The organism is Billgrantia hypersalina, from assembly GCF_052584175.1.
Genome location: NZ_JBMIQI010000018.1, coordinates 454,745 through 479,161, shown reverse-complemented (window position 1 = coordinate 479,161; position 24,417 = coordinate 454,745). Strand labels below are relative to the sequence as shown.

Here is a 24,417-nt window from a genome sequence, read left to right as displayed (position 1 = left end):
CCTCATCGCGTGAAGGGGAAGACGTTGGTCAGGCCCAGAATGTCGGTGACCAACAGAACCAGGAAGACAAGCAGCAGGGCGCCGACAACGCTGGCACCGGCGGGTAGCTGGTCGAGCTGTTCGGCCATCTGGCGCGCCTCCTCGTCGGAAAGCGCTGCCACACGGGCCTCGACCTCGGCCAGATCGACCCCTTGGGCGACGAGCTGCTCCTGAACGTCGTCACGAGACAGGATCTCATGGATGCGCTCGCGATCGGCGTCGGCACGCTCAGCCGACAGGGCGGCCTGGGTGGAAACCAGTTCGCTGGCGGGCAACGGAGCGGCTGAAACCGATACGCTGCCCAGTACCAGGGCCAGGATCAACAGCGGACTGAGAAAGCGGCGGAGTGTTTTCATGATCATGTTCCTTCTTCTTTGGCTAGGGCTTCCGGCTCTTGAATGATCCAGCGCTCAGGGCTGCGAGCGCAGTCGTCCTGATTAGCTCCAACGATGCTATATCAGTATAAGCAGAAAGCGCGTGACATTTCATGCCCTTGCAGACCTATTTCGCGGTTGGCCGGCGCCGGCTCGTTGCGCTCTCTGATTTTACGGTTGAATCGCCTTTCGTCAGCGCGAGGGGCGTTGTCCTTATACGACCCGGTAAGAGGAGGGCAGCTCGGCCAGCAGCCCACGCCCTCCGGCCAGCGTCAGGGCCAGATCGTGAAGACCTTCCCATAGCGGTAGCGAGGCGGCGCCCTTGATGGCGAGATCGAGGCGCTGGGAGAACAACAGCAGTTTATGCAGGCGCTTTCTGGGCAGGCGAGAGATGGCCTGCTGGTAGGCAGGGCGACGTTTGTCGAAAATGGCCGGTTTCTGTGCCTTGCAGGCGTGCTCGAAACTCTGTCCCTGGTCGAGGTGCTGGTGAAGCGAGAGCAGGGTGCGCAATTCCCGATTCAACGCCCACAGAACGATAGGCGCCTCGACGCCTTCACCACGCAGTCCGCGAACGATGCGCGATACGCGTTCCCGCTCCCCCTTGAGACAGGCGTCGGCCAGGGTGAAGACATCGTAGCGGGCGCTGTCCTCCACCCCGCCGGCGACCTGGGCGGGGCCCACTCGCGTACCGCTTGGTAGCAGCAGGGCAAGTTTCTGCAATTCCTGATCCGCTGCCAGCAGGTTGCCTTCCGTGCGATCTCCCAGCAGGCGGGCGGCATCGAGGTCCAGAGAAAGGCCGTGTCGTTCGGCACGGTCGCGCAACCAGAAGCCCAGCCGCGATACGTCCACCGGCCAAACCGGTACGAAAAGGCCGAGCTTGTCGAGCGCCTGGAACCAGGCGCTTTTCTGCTGACGGTAATCAAGCTTGCCCATGCTGATGAGCAGGACGTTGTCACGGGTTCCCGGTGCGTCGGCATACTCCTTGAGCGCCTTGGCCCCCTCCTGCCCCAGGTTTTGGCTTCCCAGTCGCAGTTCGATCAGTTTGCTCGAGGCGAACAGCGACAGGCTGGCCGAAGCTTCGCGCAGCCGGCCCCAGGCGAAGTTGGCCTCAACGTGGAGAATGTCACGCTCCTCGATGCCACGCTCACGAGCTGCGGCGCGCACGGCGTCGCAGGCCTCCATGTGCTGCAGTGGCTCCTCGCCGGCCACGATGACCACCGGCGGCAATTTCTTGGCCAGCGCTTCCGGCAGTTTGTCGGCAAAGACCTTCACGCGGAAACCTCACGCAAGCCCGCTTTCATGGGCCTGCCTTTTCCAGCGAGCGAAGCCGGTCGAAGAGTTGGCGCAGGGCCTCCTGACGCAGATCCTGACGAGCTTCCTCGCGCAGCTCGTCCTGGGCCAGCAGCTCATCCTCGTTGACCATGTAACGGGTCGTCACCTCGAGGCGCTGCTCGGGCAGTCGGTAGGCACCGTCGCTGCTTCGCTGAACCGAGAAAGGCAGCGACAGACTCATCTCCTGCTCCTGCGAGCCGCTGTCGAGTACGCTCAGGGAGCGCTCGTTGAAACGCTCCTCACCCAAGTTGAGCACCCACGGAGCGGCGGCGTGAACCCGGGTGCCGACGGCAGCCAGCCGCTCGGCGGCCAGACGCGAGAATTCGCTGTCGCTGCCGGCCAGAGCGACTTCGTCGAGGGCCGGCCCCGGCGTGTCGTAGCCGCGCAAGCGGAAGCCGCAGCCGGCCAGGCCCAGAGCGGCACCGGCCGCCAGGGCGAGATTGAGAAAACCGCGTCGCTGCATGGTTGCTCCTGTTCGATCTGCGTCAGCTCACCACGATATTGACCAACTTGCCCGGCACCACGATTACCTTGCGCACCGTCTTGCCCTCGGTGTGTCGCTGCACGTTTTCGGCGGCGAAGGCCTCGGCCTCGACAGCTTCCCGGGAGGCGTCGGCAGCCACCTCGATACGCGCGCGCAGCTTGCCGTTGACCTGCACCACCAATTCGACGGTGTCACGCTCCAGAGCCGATTCATCCACCTGCGGCCACTGCGCATCGATGGCGGGTTCGGCATGGCCGAGTTCGCGCCATAGGGCGTGGCAGGCATGCGGTGTGATCGGCGCGAGCAGCAGCACGCAGGCTTCCACCGCCTCGCGAGCCACGGCCAGGCCCCGGGGCGAGAGGTCGTCGAACTTGGCGAGTGCGTTGGTCAGCTCCATGACCGCTGCGATGGCGGTATTGAAGGTGGTGCGCCGACCGATATCGTCGCTGGCCTTCCTGATCGTCTCGTGGGTTTTGCGCCGCAGTTCACGTTGCGTATCATCGAGCGCGCCAGTTTCCAGGGGGCCCGGCTCGCCGGCCTCGAGGTGCTCGGCCACCAGGCGCCACAGGCGCTTGAGGAAGCGGCTGGCGCCCTCGACGCCGGAGTCGGACCACTCGAGCGATTGTTCGGGCGGGGCGGCGAACATCATGAACAGGCGCACGGTGTCGGCGCCGAAGCGATCGATCATCGCCTGCGGGTCGACGCCGTTGTTCTTCGATTTGGACATCTTCTCGATGCCGCCCATCTCTACCGGCTGGCTATCCTCGATCAGCACCGCGCTGACCGGGCGACCCTTGTCGTCGCGCTTGACCTCGACATCGGCCGGGTTGAACCACGCCTTGCCACCGTTCGGTGTGTGGCGATAGAAGGTTTCGGCGATCACCATGCCCTGGGTGAGCAGGCGCTGGAACGGTTCGTCGACCTTTACCAGGCCGAGGTCACGCATCAGCTTGGTAAAGAAGCGGGCGTAGAGCAGATGCAGGATGGCGTGTTCGATACCGCCGATGTAAAGGTCAACCGGCAACCAGTAGTCGGCACGTTCGTCGAGCATCGACTGCTTGTTGTCGGCACAACAGAAGCGGGCGAAGTACCAGGAGGACTCCATAAACGTGTCGAAGGTATCGGTTTCACGCACCCAGCCGCCGCCGAGATCGTAGAATTCGGGCATCTTCTTCAGCGGCGAGCCGCTGGCATCGACGGTCACCTCCATGGGCAGAGCCACCGGCAGTTCGTCGTCGGAGAGCGGCACGGTCTGGCCCTCGGGTCCGTACTTGACCGGGATCGGCGCGCCCCAGTAGCGCTGGCGGGCAACGCCCCAGTCGCGCAGGCGGTAGTTGGTCTTCACCTCGCCTCGGCCAAGCTCGATCAGCCTACTTGCGATGGCGTCGAAGGCGGCGTTGAAGTCCAGTCCATCGAACTCCCCCGAATTGATCAGCCGGCCATACTCGACGTAGGCGCTTTCGGAGAGATCCGGTTCCTGGTCATTCTCGTCGGCGATCACCGCCTCGATGGGCAGGTCGTACTTGGCGGCGAACTCCCAGTCGCGCTGGTCATGGCCGGGTACCGCCATGACGGCGCCGGTGCCGTACTCCATCAGCACGAAGTTGGCCACGAAGACGGGAACTTCACGGCCGCTGATAGGATGCACGGCGACATGCCCGGTAGGCATGCCGCGCTTTTCCATGGTGGCCAGCTCGGCTTCCGAGGTGCCGCCGCGGGCGCACTCCTCGCAAAAGGCGGCCAGCGCGGCATTGCTTTCGGCAGCCGTCTTGGCCAGCGGGTGGCCGGCCGCCACTGCCACGTAGGTCACACCCATCAGCGTGTCGGGTCGGGTGGTATACACCGACAGCGGGGCTGCGACAGTGCCATCCGCTGCCTTGATCTCGAAGCTGAGCTCCACGCCGCGCGACTTGCCGATCCAGTTGCGCTGCATGGTCTTGACCTGCTCGGGCCAGTCGATCTTGTCGAGATCCGCAAGCAGTTCGTCGGCGTAGTCGGTGATCCTGAGGAACCACAGCGGAATCTCCTTACGCTCCACCAGCGCACCGGAGCGCCAGCCGCGGCCCTCGATGACCTGCTCGTTGGCCAGCACGGTCTGGTCCACCGGATCCCAGTTGACCGTGGACATCTTCTTGTACACCAGCCCCTTTTCTACCAGCTTGGCGAAGAACCACTGCTCCCAGCGGTAGTAGTCGGTGTCGCAGGTCGCGAATTCGCGGCTCCAGTCGTAGGCGAACCCCAGCGCCTTGAGCTGGTGACGCATGTAGTCGATGTTGTCGTACGTCCATTTCGCCGGTGGCACCCGGTTCTGGATCGCGGCGTTCTCGGCCGGCATGCCGAAAGCGTCCCAGCCCATGGGCTGCATGACATTTCTGCCCTGCATGCGCTGAAAGCGCGATACGACGTCGCCAATGGTGTAATTCCGCACATGACCCATGTGCAACTTGCCGCTGGGGTAGGGAAACATCGACAGGCAGTAGAACTTCTCGCGGTTGGCATCCTCCACCGCCTTGAAGCACTGGTTTTCGTCCCAGAACTGCTGGGCGTCACGTTCTATTTCAAAGGGCTTGTACTGTGCGTCCATCGGCTTTCGCAATGACCTTAGAGTGTTCGTGCACGGGAGTGCCGTGCGCTTGCGCAGGAAATGGGTCGACGTCGCTCCTGCTCTTCAACCGCACGATAAAACGTTGAACTGACGGCAGGATGGCGTCTAAATGGTACCCAAGGATACCCCAGTAGGGCATGCCCGGCCATGCCCCGGCCTATGCCTAACCTGCGACGAGGAGATGACGACCATGAGCGAACGCCCCGGCACCCAACGAGAATATCGGCTGCGAGAAGGTTACGAGCGCATGCTGGCCCGGCTGCGCGAGGGTGCGGATGACCTGACCTGGGAGAACCTGCAGCGGGAGCTGGACGAGGCAGTGGAATTCGAAGCCGAACTCGAAGAGTTCACCAAGGATGAGCTCGCCCTGCTGCGCGCCTGGGTCGAGCGCGACCTGGTGGACATGCGGCGTTACCTGCAGGCAGGTGGGCGGGGCGTAGCTGCCTGGCTGGGCATCGATCTCGACCTGCTCTCACGCAAGGTGGCGGAGTCCCTGCTCTCCATCGCCGATCGCAGCATCGTCGAGAACGAGCGACTCAAGGAAGACCTGGAAGCGGCCCGTGCCGATTACTGCGAAGGTGAGATTGTCGCGCCAGGACGCATGGCCTGCGTGCACTGCGACGCCGTGGTCGAACTCGAGGGTGTGACCCGCCTCGAGCCGTGTCATCGATGCGGGCACCGCTATTTTGCTCGCGCCCCGGAGTGATGCGAGCTTCCGCAGATGTCAGGCGTGGGGGTTGTGTTCCGCCCCACCGCGCCTGGCTCTCCGCAACGACTCACTCGGCGAGGTTACCCTGCCAGGGTTCGCCAGATGAACTTCAGGTCTTCGGCCAGGCTCCATTCCCGCAAATAATGCAGGTTGATGCGAACCTTGTCCGGCCAGATGATATTGCGGTTATAGGCTTCGGGATCTTCCGCCTTGCTGAGAAGCTCCTCTTCATCCCGATACTTGAGCGTGGCGGGGCCGGTAATGCCGGGTCGAACACGCAGCAACAGGCGTTCTTCGCCCTCAAGGTTATCGGCGAAACCCACGACGTCCGGCCGGGGGCCAACGAAACTCATGTCGCCTTTCAGCACGTTCCAGAGCTGAGGCAGTTCATCCACCTTCGTCCGTCGCAGCAGATGCCCCAGGGGAGTGATCCTGGGGTCTTTCGAGCAAGTCACCGTCGTAGTGACCTCGGGAGTATCTTTCATGGTCCGTATCTTGTAGAGCGTGAACGTCCGGCCGTTCATGCCAATCCGTTGCTGTGTGAAAAGACCATTCCGGCGGGTGTCGATAGAGGCCGCAATCCAGGCCAAGCCGATCAACCACCACACGAGACACAGCCCCACGGAGGCCAAGGCGATATCCAGCTTACGCTTCTTGCTACGTGATACGGGACGAAAGAGATTCACGGTGTCGCTCCAATAGTCGTGACTAGCGTTGCCGCACGGGACATGCTGAAGCGGAGGTCAGCCGGTGACGGTTCGTGTGCCCCGATGCGTTTGAAAGGAACGCCGTATGGCTTCCTGTTCCAGAAGCACAGCCACTTTCTTCCATACGTTTCCCTGAGCCCGGCCGATTTTTCGGCGAAAGGGGAAGAGGGCATGGATTACCGGAATCAATAAGGGAAAATAGGCGATATGCAGCCTGGCGTAGGCCCTGCGAAAGCCGAAACGTTCAATGAGAAAGTCGTGTATGCCGCTTTCATGACTGATGTTTCTTGCTCCATCCGAGACATAGGCGAGTCCCCGTGTATTGAGGTAGTGCCGGTTCATATGATGTATCAGTGCGTATGAGGCGTATCGCTTCAGCGAATCGGGAGATAGCCAGATGGTAAGATAGAAACAAGCACCATCAATGACCAGATTCTCGCTGAAAGCCTCCATAGCCCCGGTGTTCCGGTCGCGGACAGCCCAGAACTCGGTCTCCTTCGGCAGGGCGAGAATTGCCTTGTTGAAGGCGACCTTTGACATCATGGGCTCGAAAGTGTCATAGCGCTGGTAAGCCTTGCAGTATACCTCGTGCCCCTCGTCCAATATTCGTTCACGGGAAACCGCTTCGATAAGAAACTGCCGCTCGCCTCGGCGTACCTTGTTGCGTGTATTGGCACTGAGATTGCCCAATTCCTCGGGCTCCGATTTGATGACATGCCACCATTCGCCGGGAGTGGCACTATCAAAGTCGGACTCCCAGCGAACCAAGTAGGCGAAATGCTTGGCCAGCAGCGCTATGGCCTGCGATTGACGAAGCCCGGGGCTGCGATGCGGCATCGACAGGGGAAGCAGGGCGCCAAGGTGTTTGCGCCAGAGAAAGCCGTCGGAGCGAAAATAGTGGTACCCGATCATGAGCGCCTCATGAAAACCTGCGTTTGCGAGCGAAAGAAACGGTGCGCCTTTGATTCGCCCGTAGTGTCACACAACGTTGCAGGGCGTTCCGCCTGAAATCCTTCGCTGCATCGCATGAAATTGCATTGGAGGGTGTTGCCGTAAGGGACAGAGTGTTCTCCTCCCCCGAGGTGCAACCATTGGTCGTCAGGGACCAGCATCCTCATGCGCTCAGTGCTCAGGCCTCATTCAAAAGAATGACGGCGACCACCAGCACACTGAGCGCCAGGGCATAGCCCAGGTTATGCTGCATCATGCGATAGCCGCTGACCCCGTAGCGTCCTTGCAGCGAGAGGTTGATGCCAGACAGTGGGCCCACCGACGTCCCCACCGCCCATGAGGCAAGTCCGGTGAAGGCGAATAGCGTCTGTTCGTTTCCAGTGAGATCAAGGGTCGAGGCGAGTACCGAGACGCCGATGATCGGATGCAGGCCCGCCACGGCACTGGCCACGATTGCCAGGAAGCTGGCCACTGCCTGGGCAGGGCCGAAGCGGGCAAAGAGTGTCCATTCACTACCCGTGGCTGCGCCCACCAGCGTGGAGAGGCCCAGTGTCAACAGGCCCGCCGAGAGAAACAGGGCGATCTCGCCGCGCATGGCCGGCAGGCGAGTCAGGGTGTGTTGACGCACCCGCCGCAGGGTCCAGCGCGGCCCGGCGGGCAGATTACTGGCCAGCGCTACCGCCGGCAGCAGAAAGGTGATGATGCTGACGATGCCGAGCTCGGGGGTGAGCTGGAGATGAAACAGCATCACCAGGATGGCCATCGCTACCGGCATCAGCAGGCTGCGGGGCGAAAGCGAAAAGCCCGGTACCTCGGCCAGATCGTAGCGGCGCGACAGCTCCAGCGTGGTGATAAGCCCACTGAGAAGCGCGAGCGGTAGGCCGGCCGCAAGGATGCGGGAGTACGCCATGTCGGGTGCCAGCGTCATGACCACACCCATGGAGGCAAAGAACGGCGACCACAACGCGGCACTCGAAAGACCTCTGTTCAGTGCCAGCAGCTGGGGGGTGGTCAGCGGGCCTCGACGAGCCAGGCGGTCGCCAACCATGAAAACCGTCGACAGGTTGAGGATGGTGCCGAGCAGATGCACGCCCAGCCAGGTCCCCAGGGTGCCTCGGCAACCGGTGACCGGACGGCCAAGCGGGCGCGTCTTGCCGCTGCGGTTTCCGATCAAGCCAATGAAGCTGACGCCCACCAGCATTGCGACCACGTAAGTGTTGCCACTGGTTACCGACACCCAGGCGATCTCGGCGGCATAGCGCCACTGCGCGAGGACCAGCAGCCCCAGGCCGATGGCAGCCAGTGCGCCGGCCTGCCAGCGGGTTCGCCGGGGAGTATCGCGCCATAGCAAGAACGTGGCCAGCCACAGCGAGTAGCCGACGCCATGCGGCAAGGGCGAAACCCCGGCGAAGCCCAGTATCTGCAGCACCAGGCCAAGCAGGATCAACGAACCGGCCAGGGCATGACGCGAGAGGGGTGGCGAATCGGGAGAGGGCACGATGGTGTGACTCCGGGGCGAATCGAGACGGTCATGCTATTCGTGAGCAGTCTAACAATATACGCCATTCAACGGCGAATCGCCGTGTCTCGTGCCTCTTCCAGCAGGCTCAGCATGGCTCGCGCGGCGTTGCTCAGCGTCCGGCTTCGATGCACGAGGTAGCCCAGCGAGCGGTGAATGACGGGATGCTCCACATCGAGCTCGTGGAGCTCGCCAGCGACCAGTCGCTCCGGTAGAAGGCTCCATCCCAGACCGATGGCCGTCATCATCTTGAGGGTTTCGAGATAGTTGGTGGAGAGCGCCACCGGCAGCTCGAGGCCGGCGGCGGCGAAGCGCGATTCGATCAGCGTGCGGGTGAACGTCAAGGGGCCAGGCAGCACGGCATCGAAGCCGCACAGTTCGTGCAGTGTCAGCCGCCTGCGGCCCGCCAGCGGATGATCCTCGGCACAGACGAAGCACATCCGGTCGTCCCATACCGGCACCACGTCGATCTGAGGGTCGGGGTGGGGAGCAAGGGTGACCACAGCGATTTCCAGTTCGCCGTCGAGTACGCCCTGGTACGCCTGCTCCGAATCGAGAAATCGCAGATCCAGACGCACTTGGGGATGCGCCCGTGTGTAAGCCCTTAGCAGCGGCGGCAGGCGATGCAGGCCAATATGGTGGCTGGTGGCCAGGGTCAGGCTGCCAGCTATCTGGCCCTCGAGGTTGGTCAGCGCACGCCGGCTGTCGTCCACCATGACGAGGATTTGCCGGGCGCGCGGCAGCAGCACCCGGCCCGCCTCGGTGAGAGTGACGCGGCGGCCGATGCGATCGAACAGCCGGGCACCGATCTGATCCTCGAGTGTAGCGATTCGCTTGGAGACGGCCGGCTGCGTCAGGTAGAGCTGCTCGGCGGCGCGGGAGAAGCTGCCGTTATCGGCCACGGCGAGAAAGGCTTGCAGGCTCTGGGTATCCATCGATTCGCTTTCTATTCCCTTCTGGAATCCAATGAATAAATAACATGAATTGATTTTATGGGCGAGCCGCGCAAGACTGCAATCACTCGGCCATGGCGATGCAGGAAAGGGTAGCCTTGGCATGTCGGGGCTTTGCCGGCGACAAGGTCTTCGAGGAGGCGCTGTGAATCCATCCCTGGACGCTACATTTGCCATCCATGGCAAATGACCTCCTCTCCGACCTGTCCCCGGCGCCCCTCGGCGAGTCCTGCTGCAATGGCTCTTGAGGCAAAACGTACGAGATCGGCGAACCTTGGGTGCGCTGAACAAATCGACGAGCGAGATGAAGCGCAAGGCGCACGGAGCACAGGAACCGGAGCATATGGGGTATATGTGAGGATTCCGAGCACCGCGCAACGCAGCGATTCGCTCGCGCAGTCATTTGGGGAGTCTTTCCCTAGACCGGACAGGCAAAGGGCCATAGCGCCCGGGAGAACGATATGGCAGGCCAGACGCTTTATGACAAGCTGTGGTCGCAGCACCTGGTGAAGGAGCGCGACGACGGTACCGCACTGATCTACATCGACCGCCAGCTGCTGCACGAAGTGACCTCCCCGCAGGCCTTCGAGGGGCTGCGCCTGGCCGGGCGCAAGCCGTGGCGGCTCGATGCCAACCTGGCCACGCCGGACCACAACGTGCCGACCACCCTCAAGGAACGCGCCGAGGGCAATGCCGGCATCAAGGACCCGGTGTCGCTGATTCAGGTACAGACGCTCGATGATAACTGCATCGAATTCGGCATCGAGGAATTCAAGATCAACGACCCGCGCCAAGGCATCGTGCACGTGGTGGGGCCGGAGCAGGGCGCCACCCTGCCGGGCATGACCGTGGTCTGCGGCGACTCTCATACCGCTACGCATGGCGCCTTTGCCGCGCTCGCCCACGGTATCGGCACGTCGGAGGTGGAGCACGTGCTCGCGACCCAGTGCGTGCTGGCGCAGAAGATGAAGAACATGCAGGTGCGCGTCGAGGGCAAGCTCGGCACGGGCGTGACCGCCAAGGATATCGTGCTCGCCATCATCGGCCGCATCGGTACCGCCGGTGGCACAGGCTATGCCATCGAGTTCGCCGGCAGCGCCATTCGCGACCTTTCCATGGAAGGCCGCATGACGGTGTGCAACATGGCGATCGAGGCTGGCGCCCGGGTCGGTCTGATCGCGGTGGACGACACCACGATCGAGTATCTCGCCGAGCGCCCCTTCGCCCCCCGGGGGGAGCAGTGGCAGGCCGCAGTGGCCGATTGGCGCAACCTGGTTTCCGACCCCGACGCTGAGTTCGATAAAGTGGTCACGCTCGATGCCGCCGAGATCGAACCCCAGGTGAGCTGGGGGACAAGTCCCGAGATGGTCACCGGTATCTCCGGTGAGGTGCCCGACCCGGCCGACACCGACGACGACACCGTGCGCCGTGGCTATACCCGGGCGCTTGAATACATGGGCCTGGCCCCCAGGCAGAAAATCACCGACATCAAGCTCGACAAGGTATTCATCGGCTCGTGCACCAACTCGCGTATCGAGGACTTGCGTGAGGCCGCCAAGGTCGCACGCGGCAAGAAAGTGGCCGACTCCATCAAGCTCGCCATGGTGGTGCCGGGCTCCGGCCTGGTGAAGCGCCAGGCTGAAGCCGAGGGGCTCGACAGGATTTTCATCGAGGCGGGCTTCGAGTGGCGCGAGCCGGGCTGCTCCATGTGCCTGGCGATGAATGCCGACAAACTGGGGTCCGGCGAGCACTGCGCCTCCACCTCGAATCGCAACTTCGAGGGGCGGCAAGGCTACGGCGGGCGCACCCACCTGGTCAGCCCGGCCATGGCCGCTGCCGCCGCCATTGCCGGCCACTTCGTCGACATACGTCGCTTCGATGCCCAGCCCGTCGCAGAGGAGGCCTGAGCCATGAGAAAGTTCGAACGCATCGAGGGGCTCGTTGCCCCGCTCGATCGGGCCAACGTCGACACTGACCTGATCATCCCCAAGCAATTCCTGAAGTCGATCAAGCGCACCGGTTTCGGTGTCAACCTGTTCGACGAGCTGCGCTATCTCGACGAGGGCCAGCCCGGCCAGGACTGCTCGAAGCGCCCGGTCAATCCCGATTTCGTGCTCAACCTGCCGCGCTACCAGGGCGCAAGCGTCTTGCTCGCCCGGCGCAACTTCGGCTGCGGCAGCTCACGCGAGCATGCGCCGTGGGCGTTGGAGGATTTCGGCTTTCGCGTGGTGATCGCCCCGAGCTTCGCCGACATCTTCTACAACAATGCCTTCAAGAACGGCCTGCTGCTCATCACCCTGCCGGAAGAGGCCGTGGATCACCTGTTCCGCGAGGTGGAGGCCAACGAAGGCTATCGCCTCGACGTGGATCTCGAGAATCAGCGGGTGATCACGCCCTCGGGCGAGATCCTCGAGTTCGACGTCGACGCCTTTCGCAAGCACTGCCTGCTCGAGGGGCTCGACGATATCGGCATCACGCTGCAGGACGAGGACGTCATCCGCCACTTCGAACAGCGCCACCGTGCCGAGCGGCCGTGGCTGTTCCGGAGTCCGGCTCAGGCCTGACACGTACTTAACTTTGCATCCGTCGATGGCGCGGGGCTGATCCGGCGGCAGGCCTGCGAGGAGGCGCTGTGAACCCATCCCTGGGCGCTACTTTTGCCATGCCTGGCAAAAGACTTCCTCTTCGGCTTGCCCCCGGAGCCCCCGCTTGGACGGCGTAGTCAACCAAGGAAACAACGATGACACGCAAGATTCTGGTATTGCCGGGTGACGGCATCGGCCCCGAGATCACCGCCCAGGCGAGCCGCATCCTGGCTGCCTGTAAGGCCCGCGGCCTGGACGTCGAGGTCGAGGAAGGTCTGGTGGGGGGGAGCGCCTATGACGAGCACGGCGAGCCGCTGCCCGCAGTGACCCTGGACAAAGCCAAGGCCGCCGACGCCATCCTGCTTGGTGCCGTGGGCGGGCCCAAGTGGGACAAGCTCGAGGACCTGGCCAAACGCCCCGAGAAAGGCCTGCTCGGCTTGCGCAAGAACCTCGGCCTGTTCGCCAACCTGCGCCCGGCCATTACCTATCCGCAGCTGGCCAGCGCCTCCAGCCTCAAGCATGAGCTGGTGGCAGGACTGGACATCATGATCGTGCGCGAGCTGACCGGCGGCATCTACTTCGGCCAGCCCCGCGGCATCGAGGTACGCGACGGCCAGCGAGTCGGCTTCAACACCTATATCTACTCCGAGAGTGAAATCGAGCGCATCGGCCGGGTCGCCTTCGAGCTGGCGCAGAAGCGCGGCAAGCGCCTTTGCAGCGTCGACAAGGCCAACGTGCTCGAGGTCACCATCCTGTGGCGCGAGGTGATGGAGCGGCTGGCGCCGGAATATCCCGACGTCGAACTCTCGCACATGTACGTCGATAACGCCGCCATGCAGCTGGTACGTGCCCCCAAGCAGTTCGACGTGATGGTCACCGGCAACATGTTCGGTGACATCCTCTCGGATGCGGCCGCCATGCTCACCGGCTCCATCGGCATGCTGCCCTCGGCCTCGCTCAACGAGAGCGGCCAGGGCATGTACGAGCCCTGCCACGGCAGCGCGCCGGATATTGCGGGGCAGAACGTCGCCAACCCCTTGGCCACCATCCTGTCGGTGGCGATGATGCTACGTTATTCACTCGCCGAGCCCGAGCTGGCGGCCCGTATCGAGACTGCCGTCGGGAAAGTGCTGGACGACGGCCTGCGCACCGCGGATATTGCCTCCGAGGGAACACGCACCGTCTCTACCCGCGAGATGGGCGATGCCGTGCTGGCCGCCTTCGAGGCCTGAGGGTTGCCCGATATCAAGAGCCGTTGCCCCGGGGCTGGGCCCGCCTGCGAGGTGGGCCCGGGTCATGTATACTATGGGCCTCATACTTCTCAGGAGGACTTCACATGTTGAAAGTCGGTTTCGTCGGTTGGCGTGGCATGGTGGGCTCCGTGCTCATGCAGCGCATGTTGGAGGATGGAGACTTCGACGGCATCGAGCCGATCTTCTTCACCACCTCCCAGGTCGGCAAGCCCGGCCCCGACATCGGCGTGGACGTGCCTCCGCTCAAGGATGCCACCGACATCGACGAGCTCAAGCAACTGGATGTCGTGATCACCTGCCAGGGTGGCGATTACACCAAGCAGGTCTATGGCGACCTGCGTGGCAGCGGCTGGAAGGGCTATTGGATCGATGCCGCCAGCACCCTGCGCATGGAGGACGAAGCGACCATCGTGCTCGATCCCGTCAATCGTCGTGTCATCGATCAGCAGCTGGCGCGTGGCGCCAAGACCTTCGTCGGCGGAAACTGTACCGTCAGCTTGATGCTGATGGGCCTGGGTGGGCTGTTCGAGGCTGACCTGATCGAATGGATGACCTCCATGACCTATCAGGCCGCCTCCGGCTCCGGCGCCAAGCACATGCGCGAGCTGCTGCTGCAGATGGGCGCGCTGCGCGACAGCGTGGCCGACGAGTTGGACGACCCCGCCAGTGCCATTCTCGATATCGACCGCAGGGTCACGCAGGCCATGCGGAGTGGCGATTTCCCGGTCGAAAACTTCACCGCACCGCTGGCCGGCAGCCTGTTGCCCTGGATCGACACTAAGCTTGAAAACGGCCAAAGCCGTGAGGAGTGGAAGGGAAGCGTCGAGACCAACAAGATTCTCGGCCTGCAAGACAACCCGGTACCGATCGACGGCATCTGCGTACGTATCGGCGCCATGCGTTCACATAGCCAGGCCTTCACTATCAAGTTGAAGAAAGATGTGCCGATAGATGAAATCGAGGAGCGCATCGCCAAGCACAACGAGTGGGTCAAGGTGATCCCCAACGATAAGGAGGCCACCATTGCCGGGCTGACGCCTTCTACCGTCACGGGCACCTTGAGCGTCCCGGTAGGCCGTCTGCGCAAGATGCAGATGGGTGGCGAGTACCTCTCCGCCTTCACGGCTGGCGACCAGTTGCTGTGGGGAGCTGCCGAGCCGCTCAAGCGGATGTTGAAGATCCTGCGCGAGCAGTGATCCACCCGCAGTGCCATTGACGGGGCATCTCCTGCGGGAGATGCCCCGTTTTACATGGGCGTCGGTCCGGAAGCGGCGGCAAGAAGAAAGGTTGTATATTCCTCCATGATCTTAATTCTCGGCTCACAAGAACAGTATGTTTTAAAAGCAAGCGGGCAACGCAAGGGAACTCGATGAGACGCAAGTTGACATTTGCCGTGCTGCTGGCGCTGTCGGCAGCCAACTCCCAGGCGCTGGCGCTGGGTGTCGGGGAGGTCGATGTGCGTTCCTCCCTCAATGCCCCGCTGCGTGCCGTCATTCCGCTTACCGATACGGGCGGGCTCGATCCCGAGCTGCTACGTGTCAGCGTGGCTGACCCGCGGGAGTTCGAGTCGGCGGGGCTCTTGCGTACGCCTCTTGCCGCCAGCGTCCGGGCCGACGTCGAGGTGCGCCAGGGGGAGTGGGTGGTGACCCTGGCCAGCGAAAGAGCGGTTCGGGAGCCCTGGATGGATCTGCTGCTGCGCTTTGACTGGCCATCGGGCCGCCAACTGAGAGAAATCACCCTGCTGCTCGACCCGCCGGGCTACGACAACATGCCGGTGCTGGTGAGTGGCTCGAGTCGGCGGCCTGCATCTGCGACAAGCCCTGGCGCGGCGGAACATGAGGAGGCCGAGACCGAGGTCGTGGCGTCACGGCCGGCTGAAACGTCGGCAGGCCGCCAGCCTCAAGCGGAGAGCCGCGCCTGGATCGGCAGCGGCGATACGCTGTGGTCGGTTGCCGGGCGGCTGCGTCCAGACAGCGGCATCAGCATGAACCAGATGATGGTGGCGTTGGTCGAAGCCAATCCCGACATCTTTCCTTCCGGCAACATCAACGCCATGCGTGCCGGGCACAGCCTGGTCGTACCGGCGCGTGATGCCATCGCCACCCGTTCGGCTGATGAGGCAGCCCGCATCGTCCAGGCCATGAACCAGGCCTGGGCCAGTCGCGGTAGCGAAGCCCCCCGCCGCGTCCCTCTCGGTCCCTCCGTGGCGACGGGAGAGGGCGATGAGGTCGTCGCAGCCCCCGCTGCTCGAGCGGTCGCCGAGCCCTCCACGATAACCGATGACACCGGCACGCTCGACCAGGGCGGGGCCGTTCTTGCCGTGGCCACCGAGGAGGCCGGCTCCACGCCGCGCCTGACGCTGCTCAGCGACGAGGAGCTGGCGGCCGAGAACGCGACGGAGGGGCGGGCGGATCGGGTTGACGAGTCGGAAGAGGGGGTCTCGGTCGGCGAGGCGGGCCAGTCCGACGACACGCTCGATGCCGATACGCTTGCGACGCTCGGAGCGGGCGAGTTGGCCCTGGAGCAGGCCGATCCACGTCTTGCCCTGCTCGAGCGTCGCTGGCAGGAGAGCCGCGTTGCGCTGGAGGAAGTGCAAGCCGAGCGCGACGCCTTGCAGCAGGAGCTTGGCGGCCTGCGCGACGAGGTCGAGGCCATGCGCGAGCAACTGGCCGTGCTGCTGGCTGACGGGACGGGGACCGAAGGGGGTGGGGTTGGCCGTGTGGTCGTGCAATCGGATGCCGACGCACAGGGCGACGCGTCATGGTGGGGCGGCGCGATGTACCCGGCGTCGCTCGATCGCAACCTGGTAGTGGGCGGCGCCGGGCTGGTGGCGCTGCTTGGGCTCTGGCTGTGGGTGCGTCGGCGTCAGCGCCGTGATGCGGATGCCGCCATGGGGAGCGCCGCCATGCCCAGTATGATCCATGGTATGCCGACGTCGGCGGTAACCATTCCGTCGAGCGCATCGTCGGCCACGATGCCGCCCATGGTGGCGGGCATGACCGTTGAGACTGGCGAACCACAGCAGGATGAAGCACCTCGCCCGACGATGCCCCAGGCGGAGGCCATCAGCGAAGCGGATATCTTCATGGCCTATGGACGCTATGACCAGGCCCGGGAACTCTTGCAGGCCAGCCTGGACCGTGATCCCGAGCGACACGACCTGAGGCTCAAGCTGCTTAACGTTCATGTGGAGCAAGGCAACTGGCAATCAGCCGAAGAGACTATGCAGACGCTGGCCGAAACCGGCGATTCGGGAGTGCTGGCTGAAGCGGCAAGGCTCATGGCCCGGCAGCAAGCCAGGCCCAGCGGCGCTGTGGAAGAAGCCGCCGAAAGGCAGACGCCCGAGACGGGGGCATACCCAGCCTACGGAGAGGCGAGGGCCAACGACGAAGCCACGGACAACCCCGAGCACGAGGCTTTCCCGGAGATAGCGAGCGACAGTCCGACTGCCGGGGCCGGGCATGATGTGGAAGCGCCTGCCGAGAAAGCCCAGAGAAGGGAGGCCGTACCCGGGGCGACGCTTGACTACGCCTCCTTCCCCTCGTTCATGGGCGACGATTCGGGTGCGCGACCTGCGGCTCCGCCAGAGTTGGGAGAAGCGAAGCGTTCGGCACCGCCGGCAAACGACCCCATGCCGGAGCCGCCGTCGCGGCCGATGCAGAAGGAGGCTCGGGTCGAATGGGATGTGATCGACTACCAGCCTCCTCCCCTCGACCCGAAGCCGGCACCACGCACGGAGACGCCGATGCAGCCGAGCATTGACTTCCCCTTGGTGGGTGAGGGGGACGGGCAGCCCGAGGAGGCGGAGCCTGTGGCGTCAGCGTCCGGAGCGGCCGCTGATAACAAGGAGGTCGAATGGGAAGTCGAGGAGGTAGCCTTCCCGCCGCTGGACCCGGATAATGGCGCTGGCCCCGAGATGCCTGCCCAGCCTGACGACCTGGCCGACGCTCGTCGTCTGCTTGAGAGCGGCGAGGTGGAGCGTGCCCGCGCACTGTTGCAGCGAGTGCTCGAGGGGGCCGAAGCACCACGCCTGCGTGACGAGGCACAGGCGCTGATCACTCACTATCGACTCTGACGGTGGCATGACCCTGTTTCGACCTCTCGACGAACGCACCCCCTTGGTTGGCCGCCTGGCCCTGGGGGTGGAATACGATGGCAGCGCCTACTGTGGCTGGCAGCGCCTCAAGCATGCCCCCTCGGTGCAGGCCGAGCTGGAGCGGGCACTGTCCAAGGTGGCGAGCCAGCCGGTGACGGTGCATGCCAGCGGGCGGACCGATTCCGGTGTCCACGCCACGCGCCAAATCGTGCATTTCGATGCGCCCGCGCCGCGCTCGCAGAAGGCGTGGGTGTTCGGGGTCAATGCCAACCTGGTACGCGATATCGCGGTACGCTGGGTACGCGAGGTGCCCCAGGACTTCCACGCCCGCTTCAAGGCGCTGGCGCGGCGCTATCGCTACATCATTCTCAACCAGCCGAGCCGACCGGTGCTGGAGCGGCACAATGTTACCTGGTGTCGCGATCCCCTGGATGCCGAGGCCATGCACCATGCGGCCCAGGCGCTGGTGGGCGAGCATGACTTCTCCAGCTTTCGTGCCGCGGGCTGCCAGTCGAAGACCCCCTGGCGTCATCTCCATTTCATCGAAGTCCATCGGCATGGGCCACTGGTCGTCGTCGACGTGCAGGGCAACGCGTTTCTGCATCACATGATTCGCAACATCGTCGGTGCGCTGGTCACGGTGGGGCGAGGAGAGCGGGGCGACGGCTACCTGGCCGAACTGCTGGCGCTGAAGGATCGAACGCTTTCCGACGTGACCGCACCGGCCTGCGGCCTGCATTTCGTCGATTCGCTCTACGATGACGCCTGGGGGTTGCCGCGTGAGCCGCTGGGGCCGAATCTGCTGGCGTTTCTGGGCGAATGGACCGGTGAGCGCGAACTGCCGTCATGTCCCATGGTCGAATTTCGACGAGGCCGCCCGACAGCCAGGACGTCCGGCGAATCCATGGTGAGAGAGGACGAGGCATGACAGCTCGCATTCAGCCGATGCGCACGCGCATCAAGTTCTGTGGCCTGACCCGCGAGGACGATGTGGTCGATGCCGTGTCCGCAGGAGCCGATGCGCTCGGCTTCGTGCTGTGGCCCGGCAGTCGACGCCACGTCGACGAATCACGCCTTGCGGCGCTGGTGGAATGCGTACCGGCCTTTGTCGCGCGGGTAGGCCTGTTCGTCGACGCTCCGCCCGAGTTGATCCTGCGCGCCAGCCGACACCTCGATGTGCTGCAGTTTCACGGCGAGGAGCCCCCCGCATACTGCGCCGGCTTCGAGCGGCCCTGGATCAAGGCGCTACGCATGCGCGACGATCTCGACCTGCACGGCGCGGCCGAGGCCTACGCCGGGGCTCAAGCGCTGTTGCTGGATGCCTATCGTCCCGGCGTACCGGGCGGCACCGGTGAAACCTTCGACTGGTCGCGAATCCCCGCAAGCCTGGCAAAACCTGTTATTCTCGCCGGTGGGCTGACTGCGGACAATGTGGCCAGCGCCATCGCGCAGGTGCACCCTTTTGCGGTGGACGTCTCCGGTGGCGTGGAAGCCGAGCCCGGTCGCAAGGACCCACGCCTGCTCTCGGCTTTCGCCGAGGCAGCGGCTCAGGGTGACCGCAGGCGCGTGACATAACCGCACCCGTGCACAGGCCCGATCCCACACCCAATCCTGATGGCGACCCTATGAGGTGTCTTGAGTGAGCAAGTTCAGTGACCTGACCCGACTGCCGGATGCCCGAGGCCATTTCGGCCCGTACGGTGGTCGGTTCGTCTCGGAGACCCTGAGCTTCGCCCTGGATGATCTGGAGAAGACTTACCTGCGTCTTCGTGACGATCTGGACTTCCAGGCCGAATTCGACTACGACCTGGCCCATTACGTGGGCCGTCCCTCCCCGCTCTATCACGCGGAACGATGGTCGCAGAAACTCGGCGGGGCACGGATCTGGCTCAAGCGCGAGGACCTCAACCACACTGGCGCGCACAAGGTGAACAACACCATCGGACAGGCGCTGCTGGCCAAGATGAGCGGCAAGCCGCGGGTGATCGCCGAAACCGGTGCCGGCCAGCATGGGGTGGCCACCGCTACCGTGGCGGCACGCCTGGGGCTGAAGTGCGAAATCTACATGGGAGCCGAGGACGTCGAGCGCCAGAAGCTCAATGTCTATCGTATGCGTTTGCTCGGCGCCACGGTGCATCCGGTGACCTCGGGCACCCGGACCCTCAAGGATGCCATGAACGAAGCGCTGCGCGACTGGGTGACCAACGTCGACGATACCTTCTACATCATCGGCACCGTGGCGGGGCCGCATCCCTATCCCATGATGGTGCGCGATTTCAATGCCGTGGTCGGCCGCGAAGCACGACGCCAGTCGCTGGAGGAGTTCGGCCAGTTGCCTGATGCACTGATCGCCTGCGTCGGTGGCGGCTCCAACGCCATGGGGCTGTTCTATCCCTTCGTCGAGGATGATGAGGTTGCCATGTACGGCGTCGAGGCCGGCGGCGACGGCGTCGACACCGGGCGTCATGCGGCTCCGCTCGCCTCCAACGCGCCGCGTGGTGTGTTGCACGGCAACCGTACCTACCTGATGTCCGACGAGGGCGGTCAGGTGTCCGACACCCACTCGATTTCTGCGGGCCTGGATTACCCCGGCGTGGGACCGGAGCATGCGCTGTGGAAGGACGTGGGCCGGGTGCAGTACGTGGCGGCCACCGACGACGCCGTGCTCGAGGCATTCCGCGAGCTGACTCGGGTCGAGGGCATCATGCCGGCGCTGGAGTCCGCCCATGCCCTGGCCCATGCCAAGGTGTTGGCTCCGACCCTGAGCCCCGACCAGAACATCGTCGTCAACCTCTCCGGCCGCGGCGACAAGGACATCATGACGGTTGCCAAGATCGACGGCCTGGAGTTCTGACGATGAATCGAATCGACAAGCGCTTTGCCGAACTCAAGCAACAGGGCCGTAGGGCGCTGATTCCCTACATCACCGCCGGGGACCCGGCACCGCAGTACACCGTGGGGTTCATGCATGCCCTGGTGGAGGCCGGGGCCGACGTGCTCGAGCTAGGCGTGCCGTTCTCCGACCCCATGGCCGACGGCCCGGTGATCCAGAAGGCCTGTGAGCGTGCGCTCAAGCACAACGTACGTTTGACGCATCTGTTCGAGATGGTGCGTGAATTTCGCCAACGCGACGGCGACACGCCCATCGTGCTGATGGGCTATCTCAACCCTGTCGAGCGCATCGGTCTCGAGGCGTTCGCCGATCAGGCTGCCGCCGCGGGCATCGACGGCGTGCTCACGGTGGACATGCCGCCGGAGGAGGCCGATGAGTTCGGCCCCATCCTCAAGCAGCGCGGCCTGGCCTCGATCTTTCTCGTCGCCCCTACCACTTCGACCGAGCGGGCCGCTACAATATGCGCCCATGGCGAGGGCTACCTCTACTACGTCGCGCTGAAGGGCGTGACCGGCGCCGCCACGCTCAATGCCGCGGACGTGGCCGAGCACCTGGCACCGCTGCGTGGCCTGACCGAACTGCCGTTGTGCGTCGGCTTCGGCATCCGTGACGGTACCTCGGCGGCCGAGGTCGGCAAGGTAGCCGATGGTGTCATCGTCGGCAGCGCCCTGGTCAGCCGTATCGCCGACAATGCCGAGCGACCGGAAGCGATTGCCGATGAGCTCAAGGCGATAATCGGTGAGATGCGCCGGGCCCTGGATGCGCTGCCCGAACGCTGAGCATGCCCTGGCCTACAGTTGTGATTCATGACGCCCGGCTCTGCCGGGCGCAACAGCATACGGAACTCTTTCTGACATGAGCTGGCTCGACAAGATTGTTCCCTCGATGGGACGTATTCAGCGCAAGGACCGGCGGGCCAGCGTGCCCGACGGCCTGTGGCGCAAGTGCCCCAAATGCGAGGCGGTGCTCTACCTGCCCGAGCTCGAGAAGCATCATAACGTCTGCCCCAAGTGCGACCACCATCTGCGATTGACCGCGCGCAAGCGACTCGACTGGTTCCTCGACAAGGAGGGCCGGGAGGAGATTTCAGCCGATCTCGAGCCGCTGGACCGCCTCAAGTTTCGCGATTCCAAGAAATACAAGGACCGCCTCAATGCGGCCCAGAAGGAAACCGGCGAGAAGGATGCTCTGATCGCGATGCGCGGTACCCTGGACGGCCTTCCCGTGGTCGTGGTGTCGTTCGAGTTCACCTTCATGGGCGGCTCCATGGGAGCCGTGGTGGGTGAGAAGTTCGTGCGCGCCGCCACACTGGCGCTGGAAGAGCGCATCCCCTTCATCTGTTTCTCCGCCTCGGGCGGGGCACGGATGCAGGAAGCACTCTTCTCGCTGATGCAGATGGCCAAGACCTCGGCTGCGCTCGAAAGGCTGCGCGAGGCTGGCGTACCCTATGTCTCCGTGCTGACCGATCCGGTTTTCGGTGGCGTGTCGGCCTCTCTGGCCATGCTCGGCGATCTCAACGTGGCGGAACCCAATGCCTTGATCGGCTTCGCCGGCCCCCGGGTCATCGAACAGACCGTGCGTGAAAAACTCCCTGAAGGGTTCCAGCGCAGCGAATTCCTTCTCGAGCATGGCACGGTGGATATGATTGTTCATCGTGGGAAGATGCGCGAGCGTCTGGGTGGTGTACTGCGCAAGCTGACCCACCAGCCTCCCCATGGCCTCGAAGAGGACATGGCCCTCGCGCCCGATCTCGTCGACGAGGCAGAGCGTGCCGAAGCGGCTGAAGGCGATTATATCGATTCCTCCGATCACGAAGCGCCGGAAGAAACCTTATCGTCGGATAGCATCGATGACGATGACCGAGCCGACTCGGTGCGCTGAAGGAACGTGATGCCCTCATCGCCACCCCGTACGCTCGAGGCCTGGCTCAGCTACCTTGAGCAGATCCATCCGGTAGGCATCGACCTGGGGCTCGACAGGGTGGCAGAGGTCGCCCGCCGAATGGGGCTACTGGAGCAGCCTCTGGCAGGCCGTACCATCACCGTTGCCGGCACCAATGGCAAGGGGTCGACCGTGGCCATGATCGAGGCAGTGGCGCGAGCTCACGGCCTCACCGCCGCCGCCTACACGTCGCCCCACCTGCTGCGCTACAACGAGAGGCTACGGCTCGAGGGTTGCGAGGCCGACGACGCCACCCTCATTGCCGGGTTTGAAGCCGTGGAAGCGGCACGCCTAGCCGACGTCCCGGTCAGTCTGACCTACTTCGAGGCCGGTACCCTGGCGGCGCTCTGGGCCATTGCCCGGCGCCGACCCGATCTCGCCGTCCTCGAGGTCGGCCTGGGTGGACGGCTGGATGCGGTCAACGTCATCGATGCCGATGTCGCCGTCATTACCACCATTGCACTTGACCATGCCGCCTTCCTCGGTACCGACCTCGAGGGTATCGGCCGCGAGAAGGCCGGCATCATGCGCACTGGCCGACCCGCCGTGCTGGGCAGTTGCGACCTGCCCCCGAGCGTGCGAGAGAGTGCCGATGAACGTGGGGCTGCGGTAGTGGCGCTGGGTCACGAGTTCTTCTGGCATGCGTCTGAGGCGGGCCGTTTTCGCTGGCAGGGAACGGCGGCTAATGGCGTTTCTGCCTGGCTTGAAGGCTTGCCCGACCCGGGCCTGCCGCTGGACAATGCCGCAACGGCGCTGCAGGCACTGGTTTCGGCCGGTATCGAGCTGGACGAGGCGAACTGCCGGGCGGCACTGGCCGGAGTGCGGGTGCCCGGGCGCATGCAGTGGCTGGGCCAGTGGTGCCTGGACGTAGGTCATAACCCCCATGCTGCCGCTTACCTGGCAGCGAAATTATCGTCACAGCCATGTCGCGGGCGTACCTGGGTGTTGCTAGGCATGCTGGCTGACAAGGATGCCGATGGTGTGATCGAGGCCCTGGCCGGCGTGGCGGACATGTGGATAGCGGTGAGCCTGGCGGGCGAACGCTCGCGTCCCGCCGCGGACCTGGCGAGACGCATCGAAGCTCACCAGGGACATGTCGCCTCCCAGGCCGATTCGCCCGAAGCCGGTGCCGATTGGCTATCCGAGCGCCTGGCGCCCGACGATCGCGTACTGGTCTGCGGCTCCTTCTACACGGTAGCGAACATACTGGCATGGAATCAGGCACGGGCAGCCTGGCTGGGGCAGGAGGGCATATGAAGTACGGAATGCGTGAACGAATCAGCGGGGCGGTTATCCTGGTCGCCCTGGCCGTCATCTTTGTGCCGATGCTGTTCGACGAGCCGGCGCCCCGCGACGAACGCCCCGAGCCGGTGCTGACCATCGAGCAGCCGGTGCCGGTGGAGCGGCGCAACGTGCCCGATCCGCAACCCCCGGAGAGTCTCGGACAGATCCGCTCCCCCGAGTCGAGTCCTGCGCTGGAGGAGCCTCGGCCTGCGCTGGAAGGGGTCGAGCCTGAACCCGGCGACGTGGCGCGTGTCGACCCAGAGCCCGCAGTAGCGGTACAGCAGGACGAGGCGGCGAGCACCGAGAACCGGGAGGCCTCGTCGCCGGCCGAGACGCCTCGACAGGATCCGATCGCCGACTTGGCCCAGGCGGCTTCAGAGCGCTTGGCGAGCAACCGTCAGCCCGATACGCAGAATCCCGAGCCCGAGCGGCAATCGCCTTCCGCTAATGCAGCGTCCAGCGGCGTATGGGCGGTGCAAGTGGGGAGTTTCGGTGAACCGGGAAATGCCGAGCGCCTGCAGTCGCAACTGCAGGACCAGGGCTTTCCCGTCTACACTCGGCGGCGCGACAACAACATGACGACCGTCTATGTCGGGCCTTTCGATTCCTCCGAGTCCGGTGAACGCGCCATGAGCGAAGTGAAGGAACAGGCCAACCTTCAGGGACTACTGGTCAGAATGAGAGAGTGAGGC

Annotated in this window: 21 protein-coding genes; 13 read left to right on the top strand and 8 right to left on the bottom strand. The window is 64.2% G+C overall.

Annotated features, from left to right (window positions below):
* Positions 1–2: 2 nt before the first annotated feature.
* The 4 genes from ACOJCM_RS16755 to leuS form a co-directional block, all read right to left on the bottom strand.
* Positions 3–395, bottom strand: coding sequence for a PA2779 family protein (locus ACOJCM_RS16755; protein ID WP_445213210.1), 393 nt, complete (start codon positions 393–395; stop codon positions 3–5).
* Between the two features lie 231 nt (positions 396–626).
* Positions 627–1,685, bottom strand: coding sequence for a DNA polymerase III subunit delta (gene holA / locus ACOJCM_RS16750; protein WP_445213209.1), 1,059 nt, complete (start codon positions 1,683–1,685; stop codon positions 627–629).
* A gap of 25 nt (positions 1,686–1,710) precedes the next feature.
* Positions 1,711–2,208 (bottom strand): LPS-assembly lipoprotein LptE, encoded by a 498-nt coding sequence (locus ACOJCM_RS16745; protein ID WP_445213208.1) that lies wholly within the window; start codon positions 2,206–2,208, stop codon positions 1,711–1,713.
* Positions 2,209–2,230: 22 nt separating this feature from the next.
* Positions 2,231–4,813: a leucine--tRNA ligase gene (gene leuS / locus ACOJCM_RS16740; protein WP_445213207.1), complete on the bottom strand. Its 2,583-nt coding sequence runs from the start codon at positions 4,811–4,813 to the stop codon at positions 2,231–2,233.
* A 211-nt stretch (positions 4,814–5,024) separates the two neighbouring features.
* On the opposite strand from leuS, the gene ACOJCM_RS16735 reads away from it, so the two are divergent.
* Positions 5,025–5,540: a zinc ribbon-containing protein gene (locus ACOJCM_RS16735; RefSeq protein ID WP_445213206.1), complete on the top strand. Its 516-nt coding sequence runs from the start codon at positions 5,025–5,027 to the stop codon at positions 5,538–5,540.
* Between the two features lie 83 nt (positions 5,541–5,623).
* Here ACOJCM_RS16735 and ACOJCM_RS16730 read toward each other — a convergent pair whose 3' ends face one another.
* The 4 genes from ACOJCM_RS16730 to ACOJCM_RS16715 form a co-directional block, all read right to left on the bottom strand.
* The gene (locus tag ACOJCM_RS16730; RefSeq protein WP_445213205.1) at positions 5,624–6,229 is read right to left on the bottom strand and encodes a sugar transferase; all 606 of its coding nucleotides are present in this window, start codon (positions 6,227–6,229) and stop codon (positions 5,624–5,626) included.
* A gap of 57 nt (positions 6,230–6,286) precedes the next feature.
* Positions 6,287–7,162: a hypothetical protein gene (locus ACOJCM_RS16725; RefSeq protein WP_445213204.1), complete on the bottom strand. Its 876-nt coding sequence runs from the start codon at positions 7,160–7,162 to the stop codon at positions 6,287–6,289.
* Positions 7,163–7,379: 217 nt separating this feature from the next.
* A complete protein-coding gene (locus ACOJCM_RS16720) occupies positions 7,380–8,699 on the bottom strand; it encodes a hypothetical protein (RefSeq protein WP_445213203.1) in 1,320 nt (439 codons plus the stop codon).
* 68 nt (positions 8,700–8,767) lie between these two features.
* Positions 8,768–9,655: a LysR family transcriptional regulator gene (locus ACOJCM_RS16715; protein ID WP_445213202.1), complete on the bottom strand. Its 888-nt coding sequence runs from the start codon at positions 9,653–9,655 to the stop codon at positions 8,768–8,770.
* Between the two features lie 479 nt (positions 9,656–10,134).
* Between ACOJCM_RS16715 and leuC the strand changes: the two genes are divergently transcribed.
* The 12 genes from leuC (at position 10,135) to ACOJCM_RS16655 (ending at position 24,414) form a co-directional block, all read left to right on the top strand.
* Positions 10,135–11,580 carry a 3-isopropylmalate dehydratase large subunit gene (leuC, locus tag ACOJCM_RS16710; protein WP_445213201.1) on the top strand — a complete coding sequence of 482 codons (1,446 nt, stop codon included), beginning with the start codon at positions 10,135–10,137 and terminating at the stop codon, positions 11,578–11,580.
* A gap of 3 nt (positions 11,581–11,583) precedes the next feature.
* Positions 11,584–12,237: a 3-isopropylmalate dehydratase small subunit gene (gene leuD, locus ACOJCM_RS16705; RefSeq protein ID WP_445213200.1), complete on the top strand. Its 654-nt coding sequence runs from the start codon at positions 11,584–11,586 to the stop codon at positions 12,235–12,237.
* 176 nt (positions 12,238–12,413) lie between these two features.
* On the top strand, positions 12,414–13,490 hold the full coding sequence (gene leuB, locus ACOJCM_RS16700; RefSeq protein WP_445213199.1) for a 3-isopropylmalate dehydrogenase: 1,077 nt from the start codon (positions 12,414–12,416) through the stop codon (positions 13,488–13,490).
* A 104-nt stretch (positions 13,491–13,594) separates the two neighbouring features.
* On the top strand, positions 13,595–14,707 hold the full coding sequence (gene asd, locus ACOJCM_RS16695; protein WP_445213198.1) for an aspartate-semialdehyde dehydrogenase: 1,113 nt from the start codon (positions 13,595–13,597) through the stop codon (positions 14,705–14,707).
* 173 nt (positions 14,708–14,880) lie between these two features.
* Positions 14,881–17,586 carry a FimV/HubP family polar landmark protein gene (locus tag ACOJCM_RS16690; protein ID WP_445213197.1) on the top strand — a complete coding sequence of 902 codons (2,706 nt, stop codon included), beginning with the start codon at positions 14,881–14,883 and terminating at the stop codon, positions 17,584–17,586.
* 7 nt (positions 17,587–17,593) lie between these two features.
* The gene (gene truA, locus ACOJCM_RS16685) at positions 17,594–18,535 is read left to right on the top strand and encodes a tRNA pseudouridine(38-40) synthase TruA (protein WP_445213196.1); all 942 of its coding nucleotides are present in this window, start codon (positions 17,594–17,596) and stop codon (positions 18,533–18,535) included.
* Positions 18,532–19,182 carry a phosphoribosylanthranilate isomerase gene (locus ACOJCM_RS16680; protein ID WP_445213195.1) on the top strand — a complete coding sequence of 217 codons (651 nt, stop codon included), beginning with the start codon at positions 18,532–18,534 and terminating at the stop codon, positions 19,180–19,182. The genes truA and ACOJCM_RS16680 overlap by 4 nt, the downstream gene beginning before the upstream one ends.
* A 64-nt stretch (positions 19,183–19,246) precedes the next feature.
* A complete protein-coding gene (gene trpB, locus ACOJCM_RS16675) occupies positions 19,247–20,461 on the top strand; it encodes a tryptophan synthase subunit beta (RefSeq protein ID WP_445213194.1) in 1,215 nt (404 codons plus the stop codon).
* Between the two features lie 2 nt (positions 20,462–20,463).
* Entirely contained in the window at positions 20,464–21,279 is an 816-nt protein-coding gene (gene trpA / locus ACOJCM_RS16670) for a tryptophan synthase subunit alpha (RefSeq protein WP_445213193.1), read from the top strand.
* Positions 21,280–21,355: 76 nt separating this feature from the next.
* Positions 21,356–22,381 (top strand): acetyl-CoA carboxylase, carboxyltransferase subunit beta, encoded by a 1,026-nt coding sequence (accD, locus tag ACOJCM_RS16665; protein WP_445213192.1) that lies wholly within the window; start codon positions 21,356–21,358, stop codon positions 22,379–22,381.
* A 9-nt stretch (positions 22,382–22,390) separates the two neighbouring features.
* Positions 22,391–23,698, top strand: a complete 1,308-nt coding sequence (gene folC / locus ACOJCM_RS16660; protein WP_445213191.1) for a bifunctional tetrahydrofolate synthase/dihydrofolate synthase — start codon at positions 22,391–22,393, stop codon at positions 23,696–23,698.
* Between the two features lie 8 nt (positions 23,699–23,706).
* Positions 23,707–24,414 carry an SPOR domain-containing protein gene (locus tag ACOJCM_RS16655; RefSeq protein WP_445213190.1) on the top strand — a complete coding sequence of 236 codons (708 nt, stop codon included), beginning with the start codon at positions 23,707–23,709 and terminating at the stop codon, positions 24,412–24,414.
* The last annotated feature ends 3 nt before the right edge of the window (positions 24,415–24,417 follow it).

Excerpts from the sequence above, each read along its gene's own strand:
- accD (WP_445213192.1), top strand. The coding sequence starts at position 21,356 with ATGAGCTGGCTCGACAAGATTGTTCCCTCGATGGGACGTATTCAGCGC.
- ACOJCM_RS16715 (WP_445213202.1), bottom strand. The coding sequence starts at position 9,655 with ATGGATACCCAGAGCCTGCAAGCCTTTCTCGCCGTGGCCGATAACGGC.
- asd (WP_445213198.1), top strand. The coding sequence starts at position 13,595 with ATGTTGAAAGTCGGTTTCGTCGGTTGGCGTGGCATGGTGGGCTCCGTG.
- folC (WP_445213191.1), top strand. The coding sequence starts at position 22,391 with ATGCCCTCATCGCCACCCCGTACGCTCGAGGCCTGGCTCAGCTACCTT.
- ACOJCM_RS16735 (WP_445213206.1), top strand. The coding sequence starts at position 5,025 with ATGAGCGAACGCCCCGGCACCCAACGAGAATATCGGCTGCGAGAAGGT.
- ACOJCM_RS16725 (WP_445213204.1), bottom strand. The coding sequence starts at position 7,162 with ATGATCGGGTACCACTATTTTCGCTCCGACGGCTTTCTCTGGCGCAAA.
- ACOJCM_RS16655 (WP_445213190.1), top strand. The coding sequence starts at position 23,707 with ATGCGTGAACGAATCAGCGGGGCGGTTATCCTGGTCGCCCTGGCCGTC.
- leuD (WP_445213200.1), top strand. The coding sequence starts at position 11,584 with ATGAGAAAGTTCGAACGCATCGAGGGGCTCGTTGCCCCGCTCGATCGG.
- ACOJCM_RS16680 (WP_445213195.1), top strand. The coding sequence starts at position 18,532 with ATGACAGCTCGCATTCAGCCGATGCGCACGCGCATCAAGTTCTGTGGC.
- leuS (WP_445213207.1), bottom strand. The coding sequence starts at position 4,813 with ATGGACGCACAGTACAAGCCCTTTGAAATAGAACGTGACGCCCAGCAG.
- trpA (WP_445213193.1), top strand. The coding sequence starts at position 20,464 with ATGAATCGAATCGACAAGCGCTTTGCCGAACTCAAGCAACAGGGCCGT.
- ACOJCM_RS16755 (WP_445213210.1), bottom strand. The coding sequence starts at position 395 with ATGAAAACACTCCGCCGCTTTCTCAGTCCGCTGTTGATCCTGGCCCTG.
- ACOJCM_RS16690 (WP_445213197.1), top strand. The coding sequence starts at position 14,881 with ATGAGACGCAAGTTGACATTTGCCGTGCTGCTGGCGCTGTCGGCAGCC.
- truA (WP_445213196.1), top strand. The coding sequence starts at position 17,594 with ATGACCCTGTTTCGACCTCTCGACGAACGCACCCCCTTGGTTGGCCGC.
- leuC (WP_445213201.1), top strand. The coding sequence starts at position 10,135 with ATGGCAGGCCAGACGCTTTATGACAAGCTGTGGTCGCAGCACCTGGTG.
- ACOJCM_RS16745 (WP_445213208.1), bottom strand. The coding sequence starts at position 2,208 with ATGCAGCGACGCGGTTTTCTCAATCTCGCCCTGGCGGCCGGTGCCGCT.
- leuB (WP_445213199.1), top strand. The coding sequence starts at position 12,414 with ATGACACGCAAGATTCTGGTATTGCCGGGTGACGGCATCGGCCCCGAG.